This is a genomic window from Roseovarius sp. MBR-6 (assembly GCF_040547525.1).
GTDB lineage: Bacteria > Pseudomonadota > Alphaproteobacteria > Rhodobacterales > Rhodobacteraceae > Roseovarius.
Window position 1 is genome coordinate 141839 of sequence record NZ_JBEPPW010000002.1, and the last position, 23611, is coordinate 165449.

18 protein-coding genes are annotated in these 23611 nt (G+C 64.6%); 11 read left to right on the forward strand and 7 right to left on the reverse strand.

Features of this window, described 5'->3' with window-relative positions; translation table 11 throughout:
- The first annotated feature begins 106 nt into the window (after window positions 1-106).
- Both mutL and ABIE57_RS03020 read left to right on the forward strand, forming a co-directional pair.
- Window positions 107-1939 carry a DNA mismatch repair endonuclease MutL gene (mutL, locus tag ABIE57_RS03015; RefSeq protein WP_354537520.1) on the forward strand — a complete coding sequence of 611 codons (1833 nt, stop codon included), beginning with the start codon at window positions 107-109 and terminating at the stop codon, window positions 1937-1939.
- Entirely contained in the window at window positions 1936-3111 is a 1176-nt protein-coding gene (locus tag ABIE57_RS03020; protein WP_354537521.1) for a DNA recombination protein RmuC, read from the forward strand. Before mutL ends, ABIE57_RS03020 begins: the two co-directional genes overlap by 4 nt.
- A 7-nt stretch (window positions 3112-3118) precedes the next feature.
- On the opposite strand, the gene ABIE57_RS03025 is transcribed toward ABIE57_RS03020, so the two are convergent.
- The 5 genes from ABIE57_RS03025 to ABIE57_RS03045 all read right to left on the reverse strand — a co-directional run bounded on the left by ABIE57_RS03025 (window position 3119) and on the right by ABIE57_RS03045 (window position 8072).
- Window positions 3119-4168, reverse strand: coding sequence for a sn-glycerol-3-phosphate import ATP-binding protein UgpC (locus tag ABIE57_RS03025; RefSeq protein WP_354537522.1), 1050 nt, complete (start codon window positions 4166-4168; stop codon window positions 3119-3121).
- A gap of 3 nt (window positions 4169-4171) precedes the next feature.
- Window positions 4172-5020, reverse strand: coding sequence for a sn-glycerol-3-phosphate ABC transporter permease UgpE (gene ugpE, locus ABIE57_RS03030; protein ID WP_354537523.1), 849 nt, complete (start codon window positions 5018-5020; stop codon window positions 4172-4174).
- A 12-nt stretch (window positions 5021-5032) separates the two neighbouring features.
- A complete protein-coding gene (ugpA, locus tag ABIE57_RS03035; protein WP_354537524.1) occupies window positions 5033-5917 on the reverse strand; it encodes a sn-glycerol-3-phosphate ABC transporter permease UgpA in 885 nt (294 codons plus the stop codon).
- 72 nt (window positions 5918-5989) lie between these two features.
- Entirely contained in the window at window positions 5990-7312 is a 1323-nt protein-coding gene (ugpB, locus tag ABIE57_RS03040) for a sn-glycerol-3-phosphate ABC transporter substrate-binding protein UgpB (protein ID WP_354537525.1), read from the reverse strand.
- Window positions 7313-7607: 295 nt separating this feature from the next.
- The gene (locus ABIE57_RS03045) at window positions 7608-8072 is read right to left on the reverse strand and encodes an Lrp/AsnC family transcriptional regulator (RefSeq protein ID WP_354537526.1); all 465 of its coding nucleotides are present in this window, start codon (window positions 8070-8072) and stop codon (window positions 7608-7610) included.
- A 137-nt stretch (window positions 8073-8209) separates the two neighbouring features.
- Here ABIE57_RS03045 and ald point away from each other — a divergent pair, with 137 nt between their 5' ends.
- The 6 genes from ald to ccrA all read left to right on the forward strand — a co-directional run bounded on the left by ald (window position 8210) and on the right by ccrA (window position 16891).
- Window positions 8210-9322, forward strand: a complete 1113-nt coding sequence (gene ald / locus ABIE57_RS03050) for an alanine dehydrogenase (protein ID WP_354537527.1) — start codon at window positions 8210-8212, stop codon at window positions 9320-9322.
- Between the two features lie 124 nt (window positions 9323-9446).
- A complete protein-coding gene (locus ABIE57_RS03055; RefSeq protein ID WP_354537528.1) occupies window positions 9447-10490 on the forward strand; it encodes an ABC transporter permease in 1044 nt (347 codons plus the stop codon).
- 151 nt (window positions 10491-10641) lie between these two features.
- On the forward strand, window positions 10642-11826 hold the full coding sequence (locus ABIE57_RS03060) for an ABC transporter permease (RefSeq protein ID WP_354537529.1): 1185 nt from the start codon (window positions 10642-10644) through the stop codon (window positions 11824-11826).
- 29 nt (window positions 11827-11855) lie between these two features.
- Complete coding sequence (locus ABIE57_RS03065; protein WP_354537530.1) at window positions 11856-13937, forward strand: dipeptide ABC transporter ATP-binding protein; 2082 nt, start codon at window positions 11856-11858, stop codon at window positions 13935-13937.
- 153 nt (window positions 13938-14090) lie between these two features.
- On the forward strand, window positions 14091-15467 hold the full coding sequence (locus tag ABIE57_RS03070; protein WP_354537531.1) for a 1-acyl-sn-glycerol-3-phosphate acyltransferase: 1377 nt from the start codon (window positions 14091-14093) through the stop codon (window positions 15465-15467).
- A 134-nt stretch (window positions 15468-15601) separates the two neighbouring features.
- A complete protein-coding gene (ccrA, locus tag ABIE57_RS03075; protein ID WP_354537532.1) occupies window positions 15602-16891 on the forward strand; it encodes a crotonyl-CoA carboxylase/reductase in 1290 nt (429 codons plus the stop codon).
- A gap of 72 nt (window positions 16892-16963) precedes the next feature.
- Here ccrA and ABIE57_RS03080 read toward each other — a convergent pair whose 3' ends face one another.
- Window positions 16964-17884, reverse strand: a complete 921-nt coding sequence (locus ABIE57_RS03080) for a manganese-dependent inorganic pyrophosphatase (RefSeq protein ID WP_354537533.1) — start codon at window positions 17882-17884, stop codon at window positions 16964-16966.
- Between the two features lie 619 nt (window positions 17885-18503).
- Between ABIE57_RS03080 and ABIE57_RS03085 the strand changes: the two genes are divergently transcribed.
- Entirely contained in the window at window positions 18504-20054 is a 1551-nt protein-coding gene (locus ABIE57_RS03085) for a site-specific DNA-methyltransferase (RefSeq protein ID WP_354537534.1), read from the forward strand.
- A 345-nt stretch (window positions 20055-20399) separates the two neighbouring features.
- Here ABIE57_RS03085 and ABIE57_RS03090 read toward each other — a convergent pair whose 3' ends face one another.
- Window positions 20400-21359, reverse strand: a complete 960-nt coding sequence (locus ABIE57_RS03090) for an L-malyl-CoA/beta-methylmalyl-CoA lyase (protein WP_354537817.1) — start codon at window positions 21357-21359, stop codon at window positions 20400-20402.
- A gap of 244 nt (window positions 21360-21603) precedes the next feature.
- Between ABIE57_RS03090 and dgcN the strand changes: the two genes are divergently transcribed.
- Window positions 21604-22605, forward strand: coding sequence for an N-acetyltransferase DgcN (gene dgcN / locus ABIE57_RS03095; protein WP_354537535.1), 1002 nt, complete (start codon window positions 21604-21606; stop codon window positions 22603-22605).
- A 37-nt stretch (window positions 22606-22642) separates the two neighbouring features.
- Entirely contained in the window at window positions 22643-23608 is a 966-nt protein-coding gene (dgcA, locus tag ABIE57_RS03100) for an N-acetyl-D-Glu racemase DgcA (RefSeq protein WP_354537536.1), read from the forward strand.
- The last annotated feature ends 3 nt before the right edge of the window (window positions 23609-23611 follow it).

Sequence of the window (23611 nt, forward strand, 5' to 3'; positions counted from 1 at the left end):
TCCTCCCGATCACCCCTCAGAGAGCTTGCCCCGGGCGTCCGCGCCCGGGGTTTTTCTTGGCCGGGACGCTTTCAGAATCGCGCGGCTTCATGCTAAGTCTTGTGACATGAACACACCCGCCCCCAAGATAAGCGTTGCCCCCCCGCGCATCCGGCAACTTGACGAGGCCGCGATCAACCGCATCGCGGCAGGCGAAGTGGTCGAGCGTCCGGCCTCTGCGGTCAAGGAGCTGGTGGAAAACGCGCTCGACGCCGGGGCGACCCGGATCGAGGTGGCGGTGGCCGATGGTGGCAAGACGCTCATCCGCATCACCGATGATGGCTGCGGTATCGCGCCCGAGGATCTGCCGCTCGCGCTGGCCCGCCACGCGACCTCCAAGATCGACGGCTCTGACCTGCTCGATATCCATTCCTTCGGCTTTCGCGGCGAGGCGCTGCCGTCATTGGGGGCCGTGGGGCGGCTCACGATCACGTCGCGCGCCGACGGTCACGAGGCGGCAGAAATCACCGTCGCGGGCGGGCAGATGGGCGCGGTGAGGCCCGCCGCGCGCGGCCCCGGCACCACCGTCACGCTGCGCGATCTCTTCTACGCCACGCCCGCGCGGCTGAAGTTCCTGCGCTCGGACCGCGCCGAGACGCAGGCGATTGCCGATACCGTCAAGCGCCTTGCCATGGCAGCCCCCCGCGTGGCGGTCACGCTGCGCGACGTGTCGGGCGGCGGCGAAGGGCGCGTGATGTTCCGCGCCGAGGCCGAGACGGGCGATCTCTTCGATGCGCTCTCGGACCGTCTTGCGCGGATCATGGGGCGCGAGTTCACCGACAATGCGCTCTGCATCGACGCCACCCGCGAGGGGCTGCGCCTGTCGGGCTATGCTGCCCTGCCGACCTATTCGCGCGGCGCGGCGGTGGCGCAGTATCTTTTCGTCAATGGCCGCCCGGTGCGCGACCGGATGCTGGCGGGCGCGCTGCGTGCGGCCTATCAGGACGTGCTCGCGCGGGACCGTCACCCGGCGGCGGCGCTCTTCATCGACTGTGATCCCCATCTTGTCGATGTGAACGTCCACCCGGCCAAATCCGAGGTCCGGTTTCGCGATCCCGGCCTTGCGCGCGGCCTCATCGTGTCGGGCTTGCGCCACGCGCTGGCCGAGGCGGGGCACCGCGCCTCCTCGACCGTGGCGGGGGCCACGCTGGGGGCGTTCCGCACGCCGGGTCACGCGCAACCCTACCAGATGGACCGCCCCTCGCCGCAGGCGCGCAACATTGCCTATCAGGCGCAGGCCCCCGGCTTTGCCGAAATGGCCGATAGCTGGAGCGGACGGGTCGAAGAGGCCCCGCAAGGGGGCGAAGAGACCCCCGCCACCGCCCTGCCCCTTGGCGGCGCGCGCGCGCAGATCCACGAGAATTACATCATCGCCCAGACCGAAAGCGGCATGGTGATCGTCGATCAGCACGCCGCCCATGAGCGGCTGGTCTACGAGCGCCTCAAGGCGCAGGCCGAAAGCGGCATCGCGGCGCAGGCGCTGCTCATCCCCGAAATCGTCGACCTGCCCGAGAGCGATTGCGCCTGGCTGATGGAGCACGCCACGGATCTCGCCACGCTCGGCCTTGTGATCGAGCCCTTCGGGTCGGGCAGCCTTGCCGTGCGCGAGACCCCGGCGCTTCTTGGCCCGCTCAATGCCTCGGCACTCCTGCGAGATATCCTCGATGAGCTGCGCGACGCAGGAGATAGCGGCACGCTGCGCGCGCGCATCGACGCGGTGCTGTCGCGCATGGCCTGTCACGGCTCGGTCCGCTCGGGCCGCCGCATGTCGGGCGAGGAAATGAACGCGCTTCTGCGCGAGATGGAGCGCACGCCGAAATCCGGCCAGTGCAACCACGGCCGCCCCACCTATGTGGAATTGCGCCTGTCGGATATTGAACGGCTTTTCGGGCGCACATGATCCAGATCGGTCCCTATGCCTTTGACACCGCCGACCCGGCAACGCTTGCGGGGCTGATCGGGGCGGGCGCGCTCCTGCTCTTTCTCGTCCTGCTCATCGCCGCCTTGCGCGCCGCCAACCGCTCGGCCCGTCTGGCCGAGCCGCTGGCGCAGCAGATGATCCAGCTTGGCGCGCGTGTGCAGGGGCTCTCGGACGGGCAGCATCAGCTTGCCGGCGGGCTGACCCATGTTGCCGAGGCGCAGGCGGCCAGCCAATCGCACATGCTGCAACTGATGGAAAAACGCCTTGCCGAGGTGGCGGGCCAGATGACCGAGAACCTGCAAGGCTCGGCCCGCCGCACCGCGCAATCCTTGGGCGAATTGCAGCAGCGCCTGCAAACCATCGACAAGGCGCAGGACAATATCACCAAGCTCTCGGGCGATGTGCTGTCATTGCAGGACATCCTCAGCAACAAGCAGACGCGCGGGGCCTTTGGCGAGATACAGCTTACCGATATCGTGACCAAGGCGCTGCCTTCGGACAGCTACACGCTTCAGGCGACGCTCTCGAACGGTCGCCGCGCCGATTGCCTCATTCACCTGCCCAACCCGCCGGGGCCGATTGCCATCGACAGCAAGTTCCCGCTGGAGGCCTATGAGGCCCTGCGCCGTGCCAAGACCGAAACCGAACTGGTCGCGGCCGCCCGTTTTCTGCGCACCTCCGTGCGCAAGCATATCAAGGACATTTCCGAGAAATACATCCTCGAGGGCGAAACCGCCGATGGCGCGCTGATGTTCCTGCCCTCCGAGTCGGTCTATGCGGAACTGCACGCCAATTTCCCCGAGGTGGTGCGCGACGGGTTCGCCGCGCGGGTCTGGATCGTGTCGCCCACCACCTGCATGGCCACGCTCAACACCATGCGCGCGATCCTCAAGGATGCCCGGATGCGCGAACAGGCGGGCGCGATCCGGCGGGAACTGGGGCTTCTCTTTGCCGATGTGGACCGGCTGGGCAACCGCGTCGAAAACCTCGACCGGCATTTCCATCAGGCGGCCAAGGACATCTCGGACATCAAGATTTCCGCTGACAAGGCGGGCAGGCGCGCGCGGCGTCTGGACAATTTCGATTTCGAGGAGCTGGCCCCCGAGACCGAACCGGCCCTGCCGCCGCTGCCCGGACACAGGGCGGAGTAAGCGCCGGTCAGAGCCGCAGGCCGGTTGTCGCGTCGAACGGGTGCAGCGCCTCGCGCGCAAGGCTGAAGGCCAGCCGCGACCCTTCCTCGACGGCGGGCACATGCGGCAGGCGTACGACGAACATGTCGTCCAGCCCGTCGAAACGCACATGCAGGTGGCTTTCCGCGCCCGCCGGTTCCAGCAGCATCAGCCGCGCCTCAAGCGTGAGGCCCCCGTTGGTCGGGGGGGCGAGCGACATGTCCTCGGGGCGCAACCCGATCAGGTCGGCCCCGGCCGGCAGATGCGCGAGCGCATCCGCCGCCACGACACCGCGCAGCCAGTCCGCAGGCAGCATGTTCATCGCCGGAGAGCCGATGAAGCCCGCGACAAAGGTGGTGGCGGGCCGCGCATAGACCTCCATCGGGGTGCCGGTCTGCTCGATCCGCCCGCCATTGAGCACCACCAGCCGGTCGGCCAGCGTCAGCGCCTCCAACTGGTCATGGGTCACATAGAGCGATGTGGTGGCAAGCCGCTTCTGCAACTGGCGGATTTCCACCCGCATCTGAACCCGGAGCTTGGCATCGAGGTTCGACAGCGGCTCGTCGAACAGAAACGCCGCAGGCTCGCGCACCAGCGCGCGCCCCATGGCCACGCGCTGCCGCTGCCCGCCCGAAAGCTGCCGCGGCTTGCGGTCGAGAAACGCGCCGATCTGCAACATCTCGGCCGCTGCGGTCACGCGGCGCTCGATCTCGGCGCGCGCCATGCGCCGGTTTTTCAGGCCGTAGGCCAGATTGTTGTAAACGGTCATATGCGGATAAAGCGCGTAGTTCTGGAACACCATGGCGATATCGCGCTCTGCCGGTTCCAGCCGGTTGACCACGCGGTCGCCGATGCGCAACGTGCCCTCGGTGATCGTCTCCAGCCCCGCGACCATGCGCAGAAGCGTGGACTTGCCACAGCCGGAGGGTCCGACCAGCACGATCATCTCGCCATCGGCGATATCGAGGCTTACCCCGGTCACGGCGCGCACATCGCCCGCATAGACCTTGCCGAGGTTTTCCATGGTAATCGAGGCCATGCGTTATTTCTCCGTCTCGGTCAGCCCCTTCACGAAGAGGCGCTGCATGAAGAGGATGACAAGGATGGGCGGCAGCGCGGCAAGCACCACCGTCGCCATCACCAGATGCCAGAGCGGTTCGCTGTCCCCGCCTGTCACCATGCGCTGAATCCCCATGACGATGGTGTAATAGGCCGGGTCCGTGGTGATCAGCAGCGGCCACAGATACTGGTTCCAGCCATAGATGAACATGATCACGAACAGCGCCGCGATATTGGTGATCGACAGCGGCACGAGGATATCACGAAAGAATTTCATCGGTCCCGCCCCGTCGACGCGGGCGGCCTCCATCAATTCCTCCGGCACGGTCATGAAGAACTGCCGGAAGAGAAACGTCGCCGTGGCGCTGGCAATGAGCGGGATCGACAGCCCCGCGAAACTGTTGAGCATCCCAAGATCGGCCACCACCTGAAAGGTCGGCACGATGCGCACCTCGACCGGCAGCATCAGCGTCAGGAAAATCACCCAGAAAAAGAAGATGCGGAACGGAAAGCGGAAATAGACAATGGCAAAGGCCGACAGGAGCGAGATCGACAGCTTGCCGATGGTGATCGCCATGGCCATGACAAAGCTGTTCCACAGCATCCCGCCGATGGGCGGTGTGCCCGCGCGCGAGCGCCCTTCCAGGATCACGGTCTTGTAATTCTCAAGCGCGTTGGGACCGGGCAAGAGCGGCATGACCCCGCGCACAAACGTGCCGGGCGGATGGGTCGAGGCGATGACCGCCACATAGACGGGAAACACCACCACGGCGACCCCGAGGATGAGGACAAGATGGGCGAGCAGATCGCCAAGGCGGTTGTTGTCGACCATCGCAGCCCCCTTTCAGTAATTCACACGCCGCTCGATAAAGCGGAACTGGATGACGGTGAGCACCACGACGATGGCCATGAGGATCACCGATTGCGCGGCGGAAGAGCCAAGATTGAGGTTCACGAACCCGTCGCGATAGACCTTGTAGACAAGGATGTTGGTGGCCTGCGCCGGCCCCCCCTCGGTGGTGGCATGGATCACGCCGAACGTGTCGAACATGGCATAGACCACGTTGACGACCATCAGAAAGAACGTGACCGGCGACAGAAGCGGGAACACGATGGTCCAGAACCGCTTGGTGCGGCTTGCCCCGTCGATCGCCGCCGCCTCCAGCAGCGATTGGGGAATGGATTGAAGCCCGGCCAGGAAGAACAGGAAATTGTAGCTGATCTGCTTCCACGCGGCGGCGATGATGACAAGCAGCATCGCATCGGTGCTGCTGGAACGGTGATTCCAGTCATAGCCGAGACCCTGCAAGACATAGGGCGCAATCCCGATGGCGGGATTGAAGATGAACCACCACAGCACCCCCGCGATGGCCGGGGCAACCGCGTAGGGCCAGACAAGGAACGTGGTATAGCCATCACGCGAGCGGATCATGCGGTTGACCATCACCGCGAAGAGAAGCGCCAGCGACATCGACAGAAACGTGGTGCCGACGCTGAACACCGCCGTGACCTTGAGCGAGTTGAGATAGAGCGGATCGGCGAGCAGCCGCTCGAAATTGTCGAACCAGACGAATTCCGTGCGCAGACCGAAAATATCCTGCCGCAGAAAGGATTGATAAAGCGCCTGGCTGGCGGGCCAGATGAAGAAAATCAGCGTGACGATGACCTGCGGTGCCAGCAGCGCATAGGGCAGCCACGAAGTCGGGAAGGTCATGCGTTTGGTCTGCATCGGCGCGCGCCCCGTTGAGCGAAAGGACCGCGCCCCCGGACCGGATCCGGGGGCGCGGCAGGGTCGTTCGGTTCAGCGCGCCTGCGCTTCGAACTGGCGCAAGAGGTCATTGCCGCGGCGCACCGCGTCCGCGCTAGCCTGCGCGCCGGTCTTGGAACCGGCCATCAGCGCCTCCATCTCCTCCGAGATGATGTCGCGGATCTGCACGAAGCTGCCGAACCGCAGCCCCTTGGAGTTTTCCGTCGGCGCGTTGAGCGTCATCTGCCGGATCGAGATATCGGCACCGGGGTTGGCGTCATAATAGCCCTGCTCGCGCGTCAGATCGAAGGCCGCCTGCGTGATCGGAAGATAGCCGGTCTGCTGGTGCCACGACGCCTGAACCTCGGGCTGCGACAGGTATTCGAAGAACCGCGCGACGCCGTCATAGTCCGCGTCGGGCTTGCCCGTGAGCACCCACAGCGTTGCGCCGCCGATGATCGAGTTCTGCGGCGCGCCCGCCACATCGTCATAATAGGGCTGCATCCCGTAGCCGACGTTGAATTCGGCATTGCGCAGCACGCCCGCGCGGCTGGCCGAGGAACCGAACACCATCGCGCATTCGCCCGCATAAAAGGCCGGGAAGGCATCGGGGCCGGAGCCGGGGCCGCCCCAGCGGAACGCGCCCGCATCCTGCCATGCCTTGAGGTTGTCCCAGTGACGGGCGACGGCGTCGTTGTCGAAGACGAATTCGGTGTCAAACCCGCCAAAGCCGTTTTCCTTGGTGCCAAGCGGGATGTTGTGCCAGGCGCTGAAATTCTCCAGCATGACCCAGCTTGGCCAGGAGGTGGTGAACCCGCAAGGTGCCGCCCCCGATTCGACAATCTTCACCGAGGCCGATTCCATCTCGGCCCAGGTGCGCGGCGGCGCTTCGGGGTCAAGCCCGGCCGCCGCGAAAGCGTCCTTGTTGTAATACATGATCGGGGTCGAGCTGTTGAACGGGAAGGACAGCATGTTCCCGTTCGGATCGGTGTAATAGCCCACCACCGCCGGCAGATAGGCCGACGGATCGAACGGCACGCCCTTGTCGGCCATGAGCTGATGGATCGGATAGATCGCGCCCCCGGCGGCCATCATGGTGCCGGTGCCAACCTCGAACACCTGCACGATATGGGGCTGCTCGCCCGCGCGGAACGCGGCGATGGCACCGGTCATCGTCTCGGTATAGGTCCCGCGAAAGCTTGGCACGACGCGATACTCGGACTGGGTCTCGTTGAAACCTGCCGCGATGCTTTCGAGGATTTCACCCAGTTCCCCACCCATGGCGTGCCACCAGTCGATGGTGATCTCGGCCCTGGCCCCGGCGGGCGCAAGCGCCGTGGTGGCGGCAAGGCACGCTCCAAGAAGATGTTTGTTCATGCTCCGGTCCCTTTCGAGTGTTGTGGTGGCAAGACATTCTATTTCTACTGATCGCCGATCAGGCATGGTTGCGGCGAAAAGAGGCGTAGACAGGCACTGTAACAACAATAAGAACAAAGTCGCGCATTTGGCAACATTGATTGGAACACAATCGCGCATCCGGGCAGGGCATGACATGAGCCAGCCTATGCGCCCGAATAGGTGGACGATCCTCGGCATCCCCGACATATTCAAGTAGTGAAATACCACTCACGGCAACAGACACCTGGCCCGCTCCGTCACCGGAGCGGGTTTTTCATGCGTCAATCGGCAAGGCGGTGGTGGAAAACACCGTGCGAAGCGCGAAACTCGACTGCATCTTGGCCACGCCGGGCAGTCGCGCGAGGTGTTGGCGGTGGATGCGCGCGAAATCCTCGGTATCCTCGGCCACGACCTTGAGCACATAATCCGCCGCCCCCGCCGTCAGGTGGCATTCCAGCACGTCGGGCACGCGCGCGACGGCCTTCTCGAAGGCCTCGAGCACCTCTTCGGCCTGCGTGGTCAGCGTGATCTCGACAAAGATCACCGCGGGCACGCGCAGCTTGCGCGCGTCGAGCAGGGCGACATAGCCCTTGATATAGCCTTCGGTTTCCAGCCGCTGCACCCGCCGATGACAGGCCGAAGCCGAGAGATTGACCTCTTCGGCAAGGTCCGCATTGGAGATGCGCCCGCGGCGCTGAAGCACCTGAAGGATACGGCGGTCGGTTGGGTCGAGGGACATGCGCGCAAGACCTTTCGAAGAATGACGGCTTAAACAGGATTTAATTCACAACAATCGTCGTCTGGCGAGAGAAATATCAACCACCTTGCGCGCGATCTGCGGCACCCTGTCCGCAATGGACATGGGAGGAGACCCAGATGAAGATCGGCTGCCCGAAAGAGATCAAACCGCAGGAATTCCGCGTGGGCGTCACGCCCATCGCCGCGCAGGAGGCGGTGAGCGCAGGCCATGAAGTCATTGTCGAGACCGGCGCAGGGCTTGGTGCGGGCTTCGACGATGCCGCCTATCAGGCGGCGGGCGCGCGCATCATCGCCACCGCAGAGGAGGTGTTCGCGGATGCCGACATGATCGTCAAGGTCAAGGAGCCGCAGGCTGCCGAGCGCAAGATGCTGCGCGAGGGGCAATTGCTCTTTACCTACCTGCATCTCGCGCCCGACGAGGCGCAGACGCGCGACCTGCTGGCTTCGGGCTGCACCGCGATTGCCTATGAGACGGTGACGGATCGCGCGGGTGGCCTGCCGCTTCTCGCCCCCATGTCCGAGGTGGCGGGGCGTCTGGCCCCGCAGGTGGGGGCGTGGACGCTGCAAAAGGCCAATGGCGGGCGCGGCGTGCTGATGGGCGGCGTGCCGGGCGTGGGGCCTGCGCGCGTGATCGTGATCGGCGGCGGCGTTGTCGGCACCCATGCGGCCAAGATCGCGGCGGGCATGGGCGCGGATGTGACCGTGCTCGACCGCTCGCTGCCGCGCCTGCGCTATCTCGACGATGTGTTCGGCGGTAGTTTCAAGACCGGCTATTCCTCTGCCGGTCTGCTGGCAGAGTTGCTGCCGCAGGCCGATATGGTGATCGGCGCCGTGCTGATTCCCGGTGCCGCCGCGCCCAAGCTGGTGCGCCGCGACCAGTTCGCCAGCATGAAGCCCGGCGCGGTGCTGGTCGATGTGGCGATTGATCAGGGCGGCTGTTTCGAGACCTCGAAGGCGACCACGCATCAGGACCCGATCTACGAGGTGGACGGGATCATGCATTACTGCGTGGCCAACATGCCGGGGGCGGTCGCCCGCACTTCGACGCTGGCGCTGGGCAATGCCACCATGCCGTTCATGCTGGCGCTGGCCAACAAAGGCTGGAAACGCGCCTGTGCCGAGGACCCTCATCTGCTCAATGGTCTCAACGTTCACGCGGGCCAACTCACCTACGCCGCCGTGGGCGACGCGCTGGGGATTGAAACCGTCGATCCCCAATCGCTCGTCTGAGCCGCTGCCCCCGGCCCGCCAAGGGGCCGGGGGTCGTTTTCGGACGGGTCATGTCGCAAATCTTGCTGGACCGGGCCGCCCCTCTCGCCTAGCGTGGCTGGAAAACGCCAACAGGGGGCGAGAAATGGTCACGTTCATCCTGCGCCGCGTCGGCGTCATGGTTCTGACGGCGATTTGCCTGACCTTCATCGTCTTTTTCCTCACCAACCTCTATCCCAACCTCGAAAAGCTGGCCAAGACGCAGGGCAATTTCCGCATGACCGATGCGGAAGTCGAAAGCTACCTCGGACGCAACGGCTATCTTGATCCGATGCTGGTGAAATACGGGCGATGGATCGGGGTCTGGCCCGGCTGGGTGATCGAGGAGGAGGGCGTGACGCGCGGGCGCTGCATCGAACCGGGGCAGCCCCCCGAGGAGGCGGCGCGCTTTTGCGGTATCCTTCAGGGTGACTGGGGTTATTCGACCGTGTTCCGCAAGGATGTGGGCGTGATCACCGGCGAAAAGCTGGCGCTCACGGCTTGGCTCATGCTCTGGGTGATGGTGCTGATGGTGCCCTCGGCGCTGATGCTGGGCGTGCTGGCGGGGATGCGCGAAGGCTCGCGCACCGACCGCACACTCTCGACCTTTGCCATCACCACCACGGCGACGCCGGAATATGTCTCGGGGGTGCTCTTCATCGCCGTTTTCGCAAGCTCCGCCGTCGGGCTGCAATGGTTCAAGGGCACGGCAACGGGTGCCGTGGACAATCCGACATTCGAGAATTTCTTTCTGCCGGTGCTGACCATCGCGCTTTACGGCATGGGCTATATCGCGCGCATGACCCGCGCCTCCATGGCCGAGGTGATGACCGCGCAATATATCCGCACCGCGCGGCTCAAGGGGGTGAGTTTCCCCAATATCGTGCTGAAACACGCGCTGCGCAACGCGCTCATTGCGCCCTTCACGGTGATCATGCTGCAATTTCCCTGGCTTTTGAACGGGGTGGTGATCGTCGAGACGCTGTTCAACTACAAGGGCTTCGGCTGGACGCTGGTGCAGGCGGCAAGCAACAACGACATCGAATTGCTGCTGGCTGTGTCGGTCGTGTCGGTCGTGGTGGTGCTGGTGACGCAGCTCATTTCCGATATCGGTTACGTCTATCTCAATCCCCGGATCAGCGTGACATGAGCGCTCGGTTTCCCCCACAAAGCCCGTCATTGCCCGGCTTGACCGGGCACCCTCGTGCGCGCCGCGCATCGCCGCAAGAGATGCCCTGGTCAAGCCAGGGCATGACGGCGAAAACGGTGGCCGGGCAGGCCGGACCAAGCAGGAGGCTGCCATGGAGATGTTGAGCTGGGGCGAGATCATCCTGCGCATCGCTACGCAGCTTTTGCCCGTCTGGATCGCGCTTGTCGCCACCTTTGCCCTGTCGATCACGTTCAAGCGGCGGCTGGGGCTCTATGGCAAGCTCTTTGACAGCCCCATCGGCATGGCCGGTTTCGGCCTTGTCATGTTCTGGACCTATACCGGGATCTTCGCGGGCGCGTTCGATCTGGTCCTCACCCATGACGTGCTCGACCAGTCGGCCTCGATGAAGAACAAGGGACCGGGCACGCCCTTCACGCAGATGATGGGCACGCCTGACCCGAATGCCTATCCCTATTACCTGCTGGGCGGCGACAATCTCGGGCGCGACGTGTTCAGCCGCATGGTGGTGGGGGCCTGGGAGGTGATCAGGATCGCGCCTTTCGCCAGCCTTTTCGCCTTCATGGTGGGGATCACGCTTGGCCTGCCTGCCGGGTATCACGGCGGGCGGCTGGATACGGTCCTGTCGTTTCTGGCGAATCTCATCCTTGCCTTTCCGGTGATCCTGCTCTTCTACCTGCTGGTCACGCCCGAAATCATCCAGACCGGGATTCCGGTCTATATGGCCGCCGTGCTCTTTGTCTTTCCCATCATCTTTCTCGTTCTGCTGTGGAATTCCCGCTTTCATACCCAGCCCGCGACGCGCAATCTTTATGTGGGCGTGACGCTGGTTGTGGGCACATGGCTTTATGCCGGCATTGCCTGGGACGCCGATCCGCTCGGCCTGGTAAGCTTTCCGCCCAACCTGCTGGTGGTGTTCGTCGCCGTGGTCTTTGTCAACGCACCGACGGTGTTCCGCATCGTGCGGGGGCTGACCATGGACATCAAGACACGTGATTACGTCGCCGCCGCGCAGACGCGGGGCGAGGGGACGTGGTATATCATGCTGTGGGAGATCCTGCCCAATGTGCGCGGGCCGCTGATCGTGGATTTCTGCCTGCGCATCGGCTATACGACGATCCTTCTGGGCACGCTCGGTTTCTTCGGTCTCGGCCTCAGCCCCGAGAGCCCGGATTGGGGCAGCACGATCAACGAGGGGCGCAAGCTTCTGTCGATGTATCTGCATCCCGCCCTGCCGCCCGCCATAGCCCTTCTCAGCCTCGTGCTGGGGCTGAACCTGCTGGCCGACGGTCTGCGCGAGGAGAGCCTGCGGGATTGAGTATTTGTGGAACAGTGAAGGAGACAGGCATGGTCGAGCATGACGGACCGATCCTCGAGATCGAGAACCTGTCGATCTCGTTCTTCACCCGGTTGCACGAAATCCCGGCGGTGATGGATTTTTCCGTGACCGTGCATCCCGGCGAGGCGGTGGGGCTGGTGGGCGAATCGGGCTGCGGAAAATCCACCGTGGCGCTGGGGGTGATGCGCGATCTGGGGGTGAACGGGCGCATTGTCGGCGGCACGGTGCGCTTCAAGGGGCGCGATCTGGGCACGATGAGCGCGGCGGAATTGCGCGCCATCCGGGGACGCGAGATCGCCATGATCTATCAGGAGCCGATGGCGTCGCTCAATCCGGCGATGCGGGTGGGCCGGCAACTCATGGAAGTGCCGATGATCCACGAGGGCATTTCCGCGACCGAGGCGCGCGCGCGCGCGCTGGAGGTGGTGGGCGATGTCAAGCTTCCCGATCCCGAGCGCATCCTCGAGAGCTATCCCCATCAGCTTTCGGGCGGGCAGCAACAGCGCATCGTCATCGCCATGGCGCTGATGTCCAAGCCCTCGCTGCTCATTCTCGATGAGCCGACCACCGCACTCGATGTGACGGTCGAGGCGGCGGTGGTCGATCTGGTCAAGGATCTCGGCCGCAAATACGGCACCTCGATGCTGTTCATCTCGCACAATCTTGGCCTCGTGCTGGAGACCTGCGACCGTATCTGCGTGATGTATTCCGGCGAGGCGGTGGAGACGGGCAGCGTGCGCGATGTCTTCGACGCGATGCAGCACCCCTATACGCAGGCTCTGTTCCGGTCCATTCCGCTGCCGGGGACGGACAAGAACGCACAACCATTGAAGGCCATTCCGGGCAATTTTCCACTGCCGCATGAGCGGCCCGAGGGCTGCAATTTCGGACCGCGCTGCGATTACTTCCGCGCAGGCCAGTGCGATGCAAGCGACATTGCCATGGCCCGGATCGAGGGGGACGACCGGCATTTCACCCGCTGCCTGCGCGTGGCCGAAATCGACTGGAGCGCGCCACCGGAAAAGACCGGCACGGTCGCGGCCACCCCGCCCGGCAAGGTCGTGCTGCGGATCGAGAACCTGCGGAAATACTATGAGGTTGCGGCCAATGCGCTCTTTGGCGGTGGTGGCGCGACAAGGGTGGTCAAGGCCAATGAAAGCCTGAGTTTCGAGGCCCGGGAGAGCGAGACGCTGGCGATCGTGGGCGAATCGGGTTGCGGAAAATCCACGCTGGCCAAGCTGCTCATGGGGCTGGAGACGGCGACGGATGGCGCAATCCTGCTCGACAACCGCAACATAGAACAGACCCCCATCGAGCAGCGCGACACGCAAACGGTCGCCGATATCCAGATGGTGTTCCAGAACCCGTTCGACACGCTCAACCCGTCGATGAGCGTGGGCCGCCAGATCATCCGCGCGCTGGAGGTATTCGGCATTGGGGCCACGGATGAGGCGCGGCGCGACGAGATGCTGCGCCTTCTGGATCTGGTGAAACTGCCCCGCGAATTTGCCGGGCGGATGCCGCGCCAGCTCTCGGGCGGTCAGAAACAGCGGGTGGGGATCGCGCGCGCCTTTGCCGGCGGCGCGCGGATCGTGGTGGCGGATGAGCCCGTGTCGGCGCTGGATGTGAGTGTGCAGGCGGCGGTCACCGATCTCTTGATGGAGATCCAGCGCAAACAGAAGACGACATTGCTGTTCATCTCCCATGACCTGAGCATCGTGCGCTATCTGAGCGACCGGGTGATGGTGATGTATCTGGGCCATGTGGTCGAACTGGGCACCACCGATCAGGTTTTTGCGCCGCCCTATCACCCCTATACCGAGGCGCTCCTGTCGGCGGTGCCCATTGCGGACACGCGGGTAAAGAAGACCCATATCGTGCTGGAGGGCGACGTGCCCTCGGCCATGAACCCGCCGCCCGGTTGCCCGTTCCAGACCCGCTGCCGGTGGAAACCGGAGGTGCCGGGGGGACTGTGCGAGCGCGAGGTGCCCCCCGTGCGAGAGTTGGCGCCGGGCCATCAGGTGAAATGCCATCTCTCTGCCGAAGCGCTCGCCCGGATGGAGCCGGTCATCCGCGTCGCGGCGGAGTGAGGCGGGGGCATCGGCGGGCGTGTCAGGGTAACGACCTGCGCCACGTCACGGGCGGGGCGCTGCTGTGACACCGGCCATGGGTTGGGCACCCGCGTCGCCGTGTGCGTTCAATGATCATTTACCAAGCGCCCGAACCCTGCTTGAGTGACGCGCATGGGACGTGTCGTGGAAATGCCTCTCTGGGCCTTGATCGTGCTGGTGGGGTTCGCCGCCGTCACCTTTGCCTCGCATTTCCTCTTTCCCTCGGTGCGCTGGTTCTTTCGCCGCAGGCTGGAGCGGGCGGTGGCCAAGCTCAATGAGCGGCTGGAGCGGCCCATCGAGCCGTTCAAGCTTGCGCAGCGATACGACATGATCCAGCGGCTGATCTACGATCCGGCCGTGTTGCGCGCCGTGGCCGAACACGCCCGCGCCGAGGCCATTCCCGAGAGCGTCGCCTTCGAGCGCGCCCGCCGCTACGCCCGCGAGATCGTCCCGAGTTTCAGCGCAAGCCTCTATTTCGGTTTTGCCATCCGCGTGGCGAAGATCTTGAGCCAATCGCTCTACCGCGTCCGGCTCGGGCATTTCGACGAGGCGTCGTTTCGCAGAATCGACCCCGAGGCGACGGTGGTTTTCGTCATGAACCACCGCTCCAACATGGATTATGTTCTGGTGACGTGGCTGGCGGCGGAACGCTCGGCGCTCTCCTATGCGGTGGGGGAATGGGCGCGGGTCTGGCCGCTCAGCCGCATGATCCGGGCGATGGGGGCCTATTTCATCCGCCGCCGCTCGCGCGGGGATCTCTACCGCCGGGTGCTGGCGCGCTATGTCGGGATGGCCACGGATGGCGGGGTCACGCAGGCGATGTTTCCCGAGGGCGGCCTCAGCCTTGACGGCGGCTTGCAACCGCTCAAGCTTGGCCTTCTCAAATATATCGTCGAAGAGCGCAGCCCCGGCGGGCGCGATGTGGTCTTTGTGCCGGTTGCGATCAATTACGACAGGGTGTTCGAAGACCGGCTGCTGGTGGCGGCAAGGCAGGCGGGCGGGCGGCGGTTTCCGGCGCGTATCTCGGTTATTTTGCGGTTCATCATGGGTCAGGTCTGGTTGCGGTTACGCGGGCGCTATCACCGGCATGGCTATGCGGCGGTGAGTTTCGGCGCGCCGCTCTCGCTGCGGGAATTTCAGCGAAGCGAACCGATGAGCGAGGTGCGCGGACTGGCGCGCGCGCTCTCGGCGCGGATCGGCGCGGTGGTGCCCGTGCTGCCGGTGCCGCTGGTGGCGCGGGCGGTGACCGAGGCGGGGGGCGCTCTGGACCGCGAGGCACTGGAGGCGCGCGTCGCCGTGATGCTTGCGGCGGTGCCCGAGGCGCATATCCACCTGCCGCGCGACGACCTGGGATATGCGGCGCGGTTCGGATTACAGGTGCTGCGCAAACGGGGCATGGTGGATGTCGACGGGGGGCAGATCCGGGTTGTCGCGGGGCAAGAGGAGATGGTGGCCTATTACGCCCGATCCATCGCCCACCTTTTTGCAGATGCGGCGAGGACCGACTGATTTTTCTGCATCTGCTGGGTCATAAAATTACAAAACTTGACCGCATAGCTATTGCAATATTACCAAAGCGCCAGTATCCCGGTGATCAGACCGCCGCGATTCTGCATCGCGGCATATTGAACAGGAGACGGAGCATGGCCTTGGACAGCAATACCCGCATTGCCCCCTATGACGCGCCTGAAAAGGACCTCTATGAAATCGGTGAAATGCCACCGCTCGGTCATGTGCCCAAGCAGATGTATGCCTGGGCCATTCGCCGCGAGCGGCATGGCGAGCCGGAAACCTCGTTCCAGCAGGAGGTGGTCGATACATGGGAGATCGACAGCCACGAGGTGCTGGTTCTGGTGATGGCGGCGGGCGTCAATTACAACGGCGTCTGGGCCGGTCTGGGCCAACCCATCAGCCCGTTTGACGGCCACGGCGCGCCCTATCACATCGCAGGCTCGGATGCGTCGGGCATCGTCTGGAAGGTGGGCGAGAAGGTCAACCGCTGGAAGGTGGGCGACGAGGTGGTGATCCATTGCAACCAGGATGATGGCGATGATGAGGAATGCAACGGCGGCGATCCGATGTTCTCGCCCACGCAGCGGATCTGGGGCTACGAGACGCCGGACGGATCGTTCGCTCAGTTCACCCGCGTGCAGGCGCAACAGCTCATGCAGCGCCCCCGCCACCTGACCTGGGAGGAAAGCGCGTGCTACACCCTGACGCTCGCCACCGCCTACCGGATGCTCTTTGGTCACGCGCCGCATGACCTCAAGCCGGGGCAGAACGTGCTTGTCTGGGGCGCGTCGGGGGGCCTCGGCTCTTATGCCATTCAGCTTGCCAATACCGCCGGGGCCAACGCGATCGGCGTCATCTCGGACGAGAGCAAGCGGCAGTTCGTGATGGATCAGGGGGCCAAGGGCGTCATCAACCGCAAGGAATTCAACTGCTGGGGCCAGTTGCCCAAGGTGAACACGCCCGAATACAACGACTGGCTGAAAGAGGCGCGCAGGTTCGGCAAGGCGATCTGGGACATCACCGGCAAGGGCGTGAGCGTCGACATGGTGTTCGAGCATCCGGGCGAGGCGACCTTCCCGGTCTCGTCGCTGGTCTGCAAGAAGGGCGGCATGGTGGTGATCTGCGCGGGCACGTCCGGGTTCAACTGCACCTTCGACGTGCGTTACATGTGGATGCACCAGAAGCGCCTTCAGGGCAGCCATTTCGCCCATCTCAAACAGGCGGCGGCGGCCAACAAGCTCATGGTCGAGCGGCGGCTGGACCCTTGTATGTCCGAAGTGTTCGCCTGGAACGATATCCCGCAGGCGCACACCAAGATGATGCGCAACGAGCACAAGCCGGGCAACATGGCGGTGCTGGTGCAGGCCCCCCGCACCGGGCTGCGCACGGTCGAGGACGTGATCGAAGCCGGACGGGGCTGAGCATCCCCGCCGGACACGACAAGGCCCGCGGACGGTGTCCCCGCGGGCCTTTTTTCGTGGATTGGTCCGACCTCAGAGCGCGAGATTGGGAATGATCTGCTTCTTGCGGGACATGATCCCGGGCAGCACCACGGCATCGCCCGACACGGACGCGCCAAAGCTTTTCTCGGCCACAGCCTTGACCAGATCGTTCGGCACCAGAAGCGTCGCCTCCTCGTTGAGGATATCGACCACAAACAGAAGCACCTGATCGACACCATCTTCGGCGGCGACAGCGGTCATGCTGTCCATCAGGCTGGCCTTGCGGTCGAGCACGATGGCCGGCGCGGTGGTTTCCAGAACGCTGACGCGGAATTTCTTGCCGCCGACCTCATATTCCTTGGAATCCATCCGCAGAAGCTCGGCATCGGAAAAGGCCGAGACGTCGGATTTGGCGGCGAACATCTCGGCGGCGTAATCGGGGATGGAAATGCCCAGATCGGCGGCCAGTTTCTCGGCCACGGCGCGGTCATGCGCGGTGGTGGTGGGCGAGCGGAATTCGAGCGTATCCGACAGGATGCAGGTCAGCGCCGTGGCCTTGGCCCAGTCGGGCATTTGCGCGGCATCACCGCCCATCAGGTCGAGCATGATGGTGGCGGTGCAGGCCAGCGGGCGGATGGTGATGTCGATCGGGCCTTTCGTCTCCAGCCCGCCGACGAGCTTGTGATGGTCGATGATCGCCTGCACATCCGCGCCATTGATATTGGCGGGCAATTCGGCCGGGTTGTTGGTATCGACCACGACGCAGGCCTGACCGTCCTCGACATCCGCAATGAGGCGCGGCTTGGGCAGGTCCCATTTGGTCAGCAGGAACGCGGCCTCGGTGTTCGGCTCTCCCAGAAGCACGGCCTCGGCGCTCTGGCCTTTGACCTCGTTGAGATACCAGGCCCAGAGAATGGGCGAGCCGGTGGAATCCGTGTCGGGGGATTTGTGGCCGAAAACGAGGGTGCTCATGGGGTCTGTCCTGTGTGATGGGTGCGATTTGCGCGCCTTATAGGGGCCGCGTGCGGGATTGTCACCTGTCAATGCTGCACTGCGGCGAAATGGGCGCGGCGAGGGCCCCCCTCTCCCCCGTCACCCTCGGGCTTGACCCGAGGGTCTCCCACTCTCCCGTCACCCTCGGGCTTGACCCGAGGGTCTCCCACTCTCCCGTCACCCTCGGGCCTGACCCGGTGGTCTCCCACCCTCCCGTCACCCTCTGGCTTGACCCGAGGGTCTCCCACTCCCCGTCACCCTCGGGCTTGACCCGAGGGTCTCCCTTTCTCCCGTCACCCTCGGGCTTGACCCGAGGGTCTCCCTCTCTCCCGTCACCCTCGGGCTCGACCCGAGGGTCTCCGGCCGCAGCAGATCCTCCGGTCAAGCCAGAGGATGACGGGCGCGCGGGATGACGGGCGCGCGGGATGACGGGGCCGCAGGCCCATGGACAGCCGCCCGCCGCCGCGCATAAACTCGGCCTTAACCGGATCGCGCCAGACTGGCGGGGCAAAGCGGGCAGGGAACGGGCAGCATGGGCAATCACCTTTATTACGGCGACAACCTGACGGTGCTGCGCGAGCATATCGCGGACGGATCGGTGGACCTGATCTATCTCGACCCGCCGTTCAACTCCAACGCCACCTATTCGCACCTCTTCAAGGACGAAAGCGGTCAGGTCTCGGGCGCGCAGATCGCGGCGTTTGACGACACATGGCACTGGGATGACATGGTGTCGGGGCAGGCGCTCATTGAGCTGCGCGACAGCCCTTATCAGGAGGCGGCGAAGATGCTCGACGCCATGGTGGGGTTTCTGGGCAAGAACCCGATGACCGCCTATCTGGCGATGATGGCCGTGCGGCTGGTGGAACTGCACCGGGTGCTGCGCCCCACCGGATCGCTCTACCTGCATTGCGACCCGACGGCGAGCCATTACCTCAAGATCCTGCTGGATGCGGTGTTCGGGGCGAAGAACTTTCGGAATGAGATTGTTTGGTTACGTGCTCAACCGAAAGGCCACGCATTCAAGAGGTTTGCAACAAGTCACGACCTCATACTAAAAGTTTCTAAAAACTCAGATGCGGCACTTTGGAACCCTGTGTATGCCGCTTACGACGAAGAGCGCGTAAACAAGCAATACTCGGACATTGATGAGGATGGGCGGCGCTATCAACTGACTTCCTTGCTTAACCCGAATACAGACCGCCCTAATCTGACGTATGAATTTTTAGGCGTCACTCGTGTCTGGAGGTGGACAAGAGAGCGTATGCAGGAAGCATACGAGGCGGGTTTGGTTATCCAAACTAAGCCCGGAAACGTCCCGCGCTACAAACGCTATCTTGACGAACAGGAAGGGATTCCAGTTGGTGACGTTTGGACAGACATTAAACCGCTTCAAGGTGCGTCCCAAGAACGCCTTGGCTATCCCACCCAAAAACCCGTCGCGCTGCTCGAACGCATCCTCAATGCCTCGTCCAACGAGGGCGATGTGGTGCTCGATCCGTTTTGCGGTTGCGGCACCACCGTGCACGCGGCGCAAAAGCTGGGCCGCCAATGGATCGGCATCGACATCACCCATCTGGCCATCAACCTGATCGAGACCCGGCTTTTCGACGCTTTCGAGGGGCAGGCCCAATTCACCGTCCATGGCGTGCCGCAGGATATCGGCGGGGCGCAGAAATTCTTTGACGATGATGACAAGACCAAGAAGGAATTCGAGAAATGGGCCTGTGGCCTGATCAAGGCCTATCCGCAGGGCGGCGGCAGGAAGGGGGCCGATGGCGGCATTGACGGCCTCTTTCGCTTTGGCCCCGCCAAGGAACATGTGGCGATCGTCAGCGTGAAGGGCGGGAAAAACGTGGGCGTGGCCATGGTCAAGGACCTTGACGCCACCGTGACCGAGCAAAAGGCGCAGATCGGCATCTTCCTGACGCTGACCCCGCCCACCAACCCGATGCTCGACTGGGCGCGTGGTGCCGGCACGTTTCAGGTGGAGGGGTTCGATCCCGTCCCCCGCCTGCAAATCATCACCGTGGAAGAGGCGATGGCCAACGGCCCCCGCGCCGTCAACACCCCCCTGCGCCACGGCAGCCCCTACAAGAAGGCCGCGCGCGAGCAGGACACGCGGGCGCAAGGCGCGCTCGACCTGTGACGCGACACCCTTCCCCGGTCACCCTCTCGGGCTTGATCCGAGGGTCCGCCACTCCCCGTCACCCTCGGACTTGATCCGAGGGTCTCCGGCCGCACGAGATCCTCCGGTCGAGCCGGAGGATGACGGGGAGCATGATAAAACCGTCACCCTCGGACTTGATCCGAGGGTCCCCGGCCACACGGGGATCCTCCGGTCGAGCCGGAGGATGACGGGGACCATGATAAAACCGTCACCCTCGGACTTGATCCGAGGGTCCCCGGCCACACGGGGATCCTCCGGTCGAGCCGGAGGATGACGGGCGTGGGAGGGGGAACCCGCGCGACACGGGGGGCCTTGTGGCGTGGGTCAGCGCGCGGCGATCATCTCGGCCTGTTTCACGACCACCTCGGCCTGTTTGATCGACGCGATATCGACCAGACGGCCCTTGTAGGTGGTGGCCCCCTCGCCGCGCGCCTTGGCCTCTTCCATCGCGGTCAGGATCTCGCGGGCCTCCTGCACGGCGGCCTCGGAGGGGGTGAACACCTCGTTGGCAAGCGCGATCTGCCTGGGGTGAATGGCCCATTTGCCCACCATCCCGAGCGTGGCCGAGCGCCGCGCCTGCGCGCGAAAGCCCTCATCATCCGAGAAATCGCCGAACGGACCATCGACCGGCAAGAGACCATGCGTGCGGCACGCCGCGACAATGGCGGTCTGCGCCCAATGCCAGGGATCGGACCAATACCGCTGCCCCTCGCGCAGCATGTAGTAATCCTCCTGCGTGCCGCCGATGCCGGTGGTCTGCATCCCCATGGAGGCGGCGAAATCGGCCGCCCCAAGGCTCATGGCCTGAAGCCGGGGCGAGGCGGCGGCGATCTCCTCGACATGGGCGATCCCGGCGGCGGATTCGATGATCACCTCGAAACTGATCCGCCTGGCGCGGCCCTTGGCGGCCTCGATGGCGGTGACGAGCGCATCAACGGCGTAGATATCCGCGCCGCAGCCGACCTTGGGGATCATGATCTGGTCGAGCCGATCGCCCGCCTGTTCCAGAAGATCCACCACATCGCGATACCAGAACGGGGAATCGAGGCTGTTGATGCGGACCGAGAGATACTTGTTGCCCCAATCGACCGTATTGATCGCCTCGATGGTGTTCTTGCGCGCAATCTCCTTGTCACTGGGCGCGACCGAATCCTCGAGGTCGATATTGATCACATCCGCCTCGGAAGCCGCCATTTTCTCGAACAGTTTGGGGTTGGAGCCGGGTCCGAACAATTGGCAGCGGTTGGGGCGGGCGGGCGCGGGCGGTTGCAGGCGAAAGCTCATCTCGGGGGTTCCTTCGGGTTGGGACATGTCATCGCGGATTGGGTATGCAATCGCACCCCGTTTCGCAAGCCGCATCTGCCGCACTGCGGCAACCGGCCCCCGGACGGTTCGCACAATATTCGATCAAATGGCCAATTACACGAAGAATCATGCGCAAATCCAGCGCCCGCGCCTGAATCAGGCAGGACATGGCGCAAACTCTGAGTCATCCTTGCCACGAACGCAGGACAGGAAAGCCCCCGCCATGATCGAAACGCCCTATCTTCTCTTCCTCGGCGATGCGCCGGACATGCTCGCCGCCAAGGTGGCCATCGGCATCCGCGACTGGCGGCCCGAGAACGCCCTTGGACAGGTCCGCCTGCCGGGCTGCGGGGCCGACCTCGGCCTGCCCGACATGACGCTGGCAGAGGCAAAGGCGGCCGGGGTCAAGACCGTTGTGGTGGGCGTGGCCAATCGCGGCGGCGTCATCAGCCCGGCCTGGAAAAAGGTGCTGGTCACGGCGCTGGAAGAGGGGTTCGACCTTGCCTCGGGGCTGCACAATCTCTTGCGCGACGAGCCTGACCTGAGCGCCGTGGCCGAGGCGACGGGCCGCGCGCTGCATGACGTGCGGGTGCCGGAGGTGGCCTATCCCATCGCCAACGGCGAGAAACGCACCGGCAAGCGCTGCCTTGCCGTGGGCACCGATTGCTCGGTCGGCAAGATGTATACCGCCATGGCGATGGAGCGCGAAATGCGCGCGGCGGGCCTGAAGGCCACGTTCCGCGCCACCGGGCAGACCGGTATCCTGATCACCGGCGACGGCGTGCCGCTCGACGCGGTGGTGGCCGATTTCATGGCCGGGTCGATCGAATGGCTGACGCCGGACAACGATCCCGATCACTGGGACCTGATCGAAGGACAGGGCAGCCTCTTTCACGTCTCCTATTCGGGGGTGACGCTGGCGCTCATCCATGGCGGGCAGCCCGATGCGCTGATCCTGTGCCACGAGCCGACACGGGCGCATATGCGCGGCCTGCCGGGCTATGCGCTGCGCTCGCTGGCAGAGTTGCGCGACACCGCCCTGCCGCTGGCGCGGATCGCCAACCCGGCCTGTCAGGTGGTGGGCGTCTCGATCAACACGCAGCATATGACAGAGGCGGAGGCGCGCGCCTGTCTTGACGGGGTGGAGGCCGAGATGGGCCTGCCCGCCACCGACCCCTACCGCTTTGGCGCGCAGAAACTGGTGGCGGCGCTGGCGGCGATCTGAGAGTGAGTATTTCTGGAACAGTGAAACGGGGGGCGGCGTGCAGATCACGGTAACGCGCGAGAGCTTTCGGCTGGCGCAGGTCTTTACCATCAGTCGCGGCTCGCGGACCGAGGCGCAGGTGCTGACGGTAACGGTCTCTGAGGGGGGCGCAACGGGGCGCGGCGAATGCGTGCCCTATGCCCGCTACGGCGAGACGCCGGACAGTGTGGCGGCGCAGATCGAGGGCTTGCCCGATGGGGTTGACCGCGCCACCCTCCAGGACCTGCTGCCACCCGGCGCGGCGCGCAACGCGGTGGATTGCGCGCTATGGGATCTCGCGGCCAAACAGACCGGGCAACGTGTCTGGGACCTGGCCGGGCTGCCCGTGCCGGGGCCGGAGATCACGGCCTATACGCTCTCGCTCGACAGCGCGGAGGCGATGCAGGCGCAGGCGGCGAAACATGCGCATCGCCCGCTTCTCAAGATCAAGCTGGGCACGCCCGACGACATGGCCCGGCTGGAGGCGGTGCGGCGCGGCGCGCCGCAATCGCGGATCATCATCGATGCAAACGAGGGCTGGAGTGCTGCGGTCTATGCCGATCTGGCCCCGCATCTGGTGCGCCTTGGCGTGGCGCTGGTGGAACAGCCGCTGCCCGCGGGCGAGGATGACGCGCTTGTCGGCCTCGCCCGCCCGGTGCCGCTTTGTGCCGACGAATCGTGCCATGACCGGGCGAGTCTGCCCGGCCTCATGGGCAAATATGACGTGGTCAACATCAAGCTCGACAAGACCGGCGGGCTGACCGAAGCGCTCAGCTTGCGCGCGGCGGCGCGCGCACAGGGCTTTGGCGTGATGGTGGGCTGCATGGTGGGCAGCTCGCTGGCCATGGCCCCCGCGACGCTTGTGGCACAGGGCGCGATGGTGACGGACCTTGACGGCCCGCTGCTTCTGGCCGAAGACCGGGACCACGCTTTGAGATATGACGCCGCCGGGGTGCACCCGCCCGAGGCGGCCCTTTGGGGATAAGAC

Bases quoted from the DNA above. Each gene is read 5' to 3' on its own strand.
- ugpA (WP_354537524.1), bottom strand. From the start codon at position 5,917: ATGCAGACCAAACGCATGACCTTCCCGACTTCGTGGCTGCCCTATGCG.
- ABIE57_RS03065 (WP_354537530.1), top strand. From the start codon at position 11,856: ATGGTCGAGCATGACGGACCGATCCTCGAGATCGAGAACCTGTCGATC.
- ABIE57_RS03060 (WP_354537529.1), top strand. From the start codon at position 10,642: ATGGAGATGTTGAGCTGGGGCGAGATCATCCTGCGCATCGCTACGCAG.
- mutL (WP_354537520.1), top strand. From the start codon at position 107: ATGAACACACCCGCCCCCAAGATAAGCGTTGCCCCCCCGCGCATCCGG.
- ABIE57_RS03080 (WP_354537533.1), bottom strand. From the start codon at position 17,884: ATGAGCACCCTCGTTTTCGGCCACAAATCCCCCGACACGGATTCCACC.
- dgcN (WP_354537535.1), top strand. From the start codon at position 21,604: ATGATCGAAACGCCCTATCTTCTCTTCCTCGGCGATGCGCCGGACATG.
- ABIE57_RS03055 (WP_354537528.1), top strand. From the start codon at position 9,447: ATGGTCACGTTCATCCTGCGCCGCGTCGGCGTCATGGTTCTGACGGCG.
- ABIE57_RS03020 (WP_354537521.1), top strand. From the start codon at position 1,936: ATGATCCAGATCGGTCCCTATGCCTTTGACACCGCCGACCCGGCAACG.
- ABIE57_RS03045 (WP_354537526.1), bottom strand. From the start codon at position 8,072: ATGTCCCTCGACCCAACCGACCGCCGTATCCTTCAGGTGCTTCAGCGC.
- ABIE57_RS03070 (WP_354537531.1), top strand. From the start codon at position 14,091: ATGGGACGTGTCGTGGAAATGCCTCTCTGGGCCTTGATCGTGCTGGTG.
- ugpE (WP_354537523.1), bottom strand. From the start codon at position 5,020: ATGGTCGACAACAACCGCCTTGGCGATCTGCTCGCCCATCTTGTCCTC.
- ccrA (WP_354537532.1), top strand. From the start codon at position 15,602: ATGGCCTTGGACAGCAATACCCGCATTGCCCCCTATGACGCGCCTGAA.
- ald (WP_354537527.1), top strand. From the start codon at position 8,210: ATGAAGATCGGCTGCCCGAAAGAGATCAAACCGCAGGAATTCCGCGTG.
- ABIE57_RS03090 (WP_354537817.1), bottom strand. From the start codon at position 21,359: ATGAGCTTTCGCCTGCAACCGCCCGCGCCCGCCCGCCCCAACCGCTGC.
- ugpB (WP_354537525.1), bottom strand. From the start codon at position 7,312: ATGAACAAACATCTTCTTGGAGCGTGCCTTGCCGCCACCACGGCGCTT.
- ABIE57_RS03025 (WP_354537522.1), bottom strand. From the start codon at position 4,168: ATGGCCTCGATTACCATGGAAAACCTCGGCAAGGTCTATGCGGGCGAT.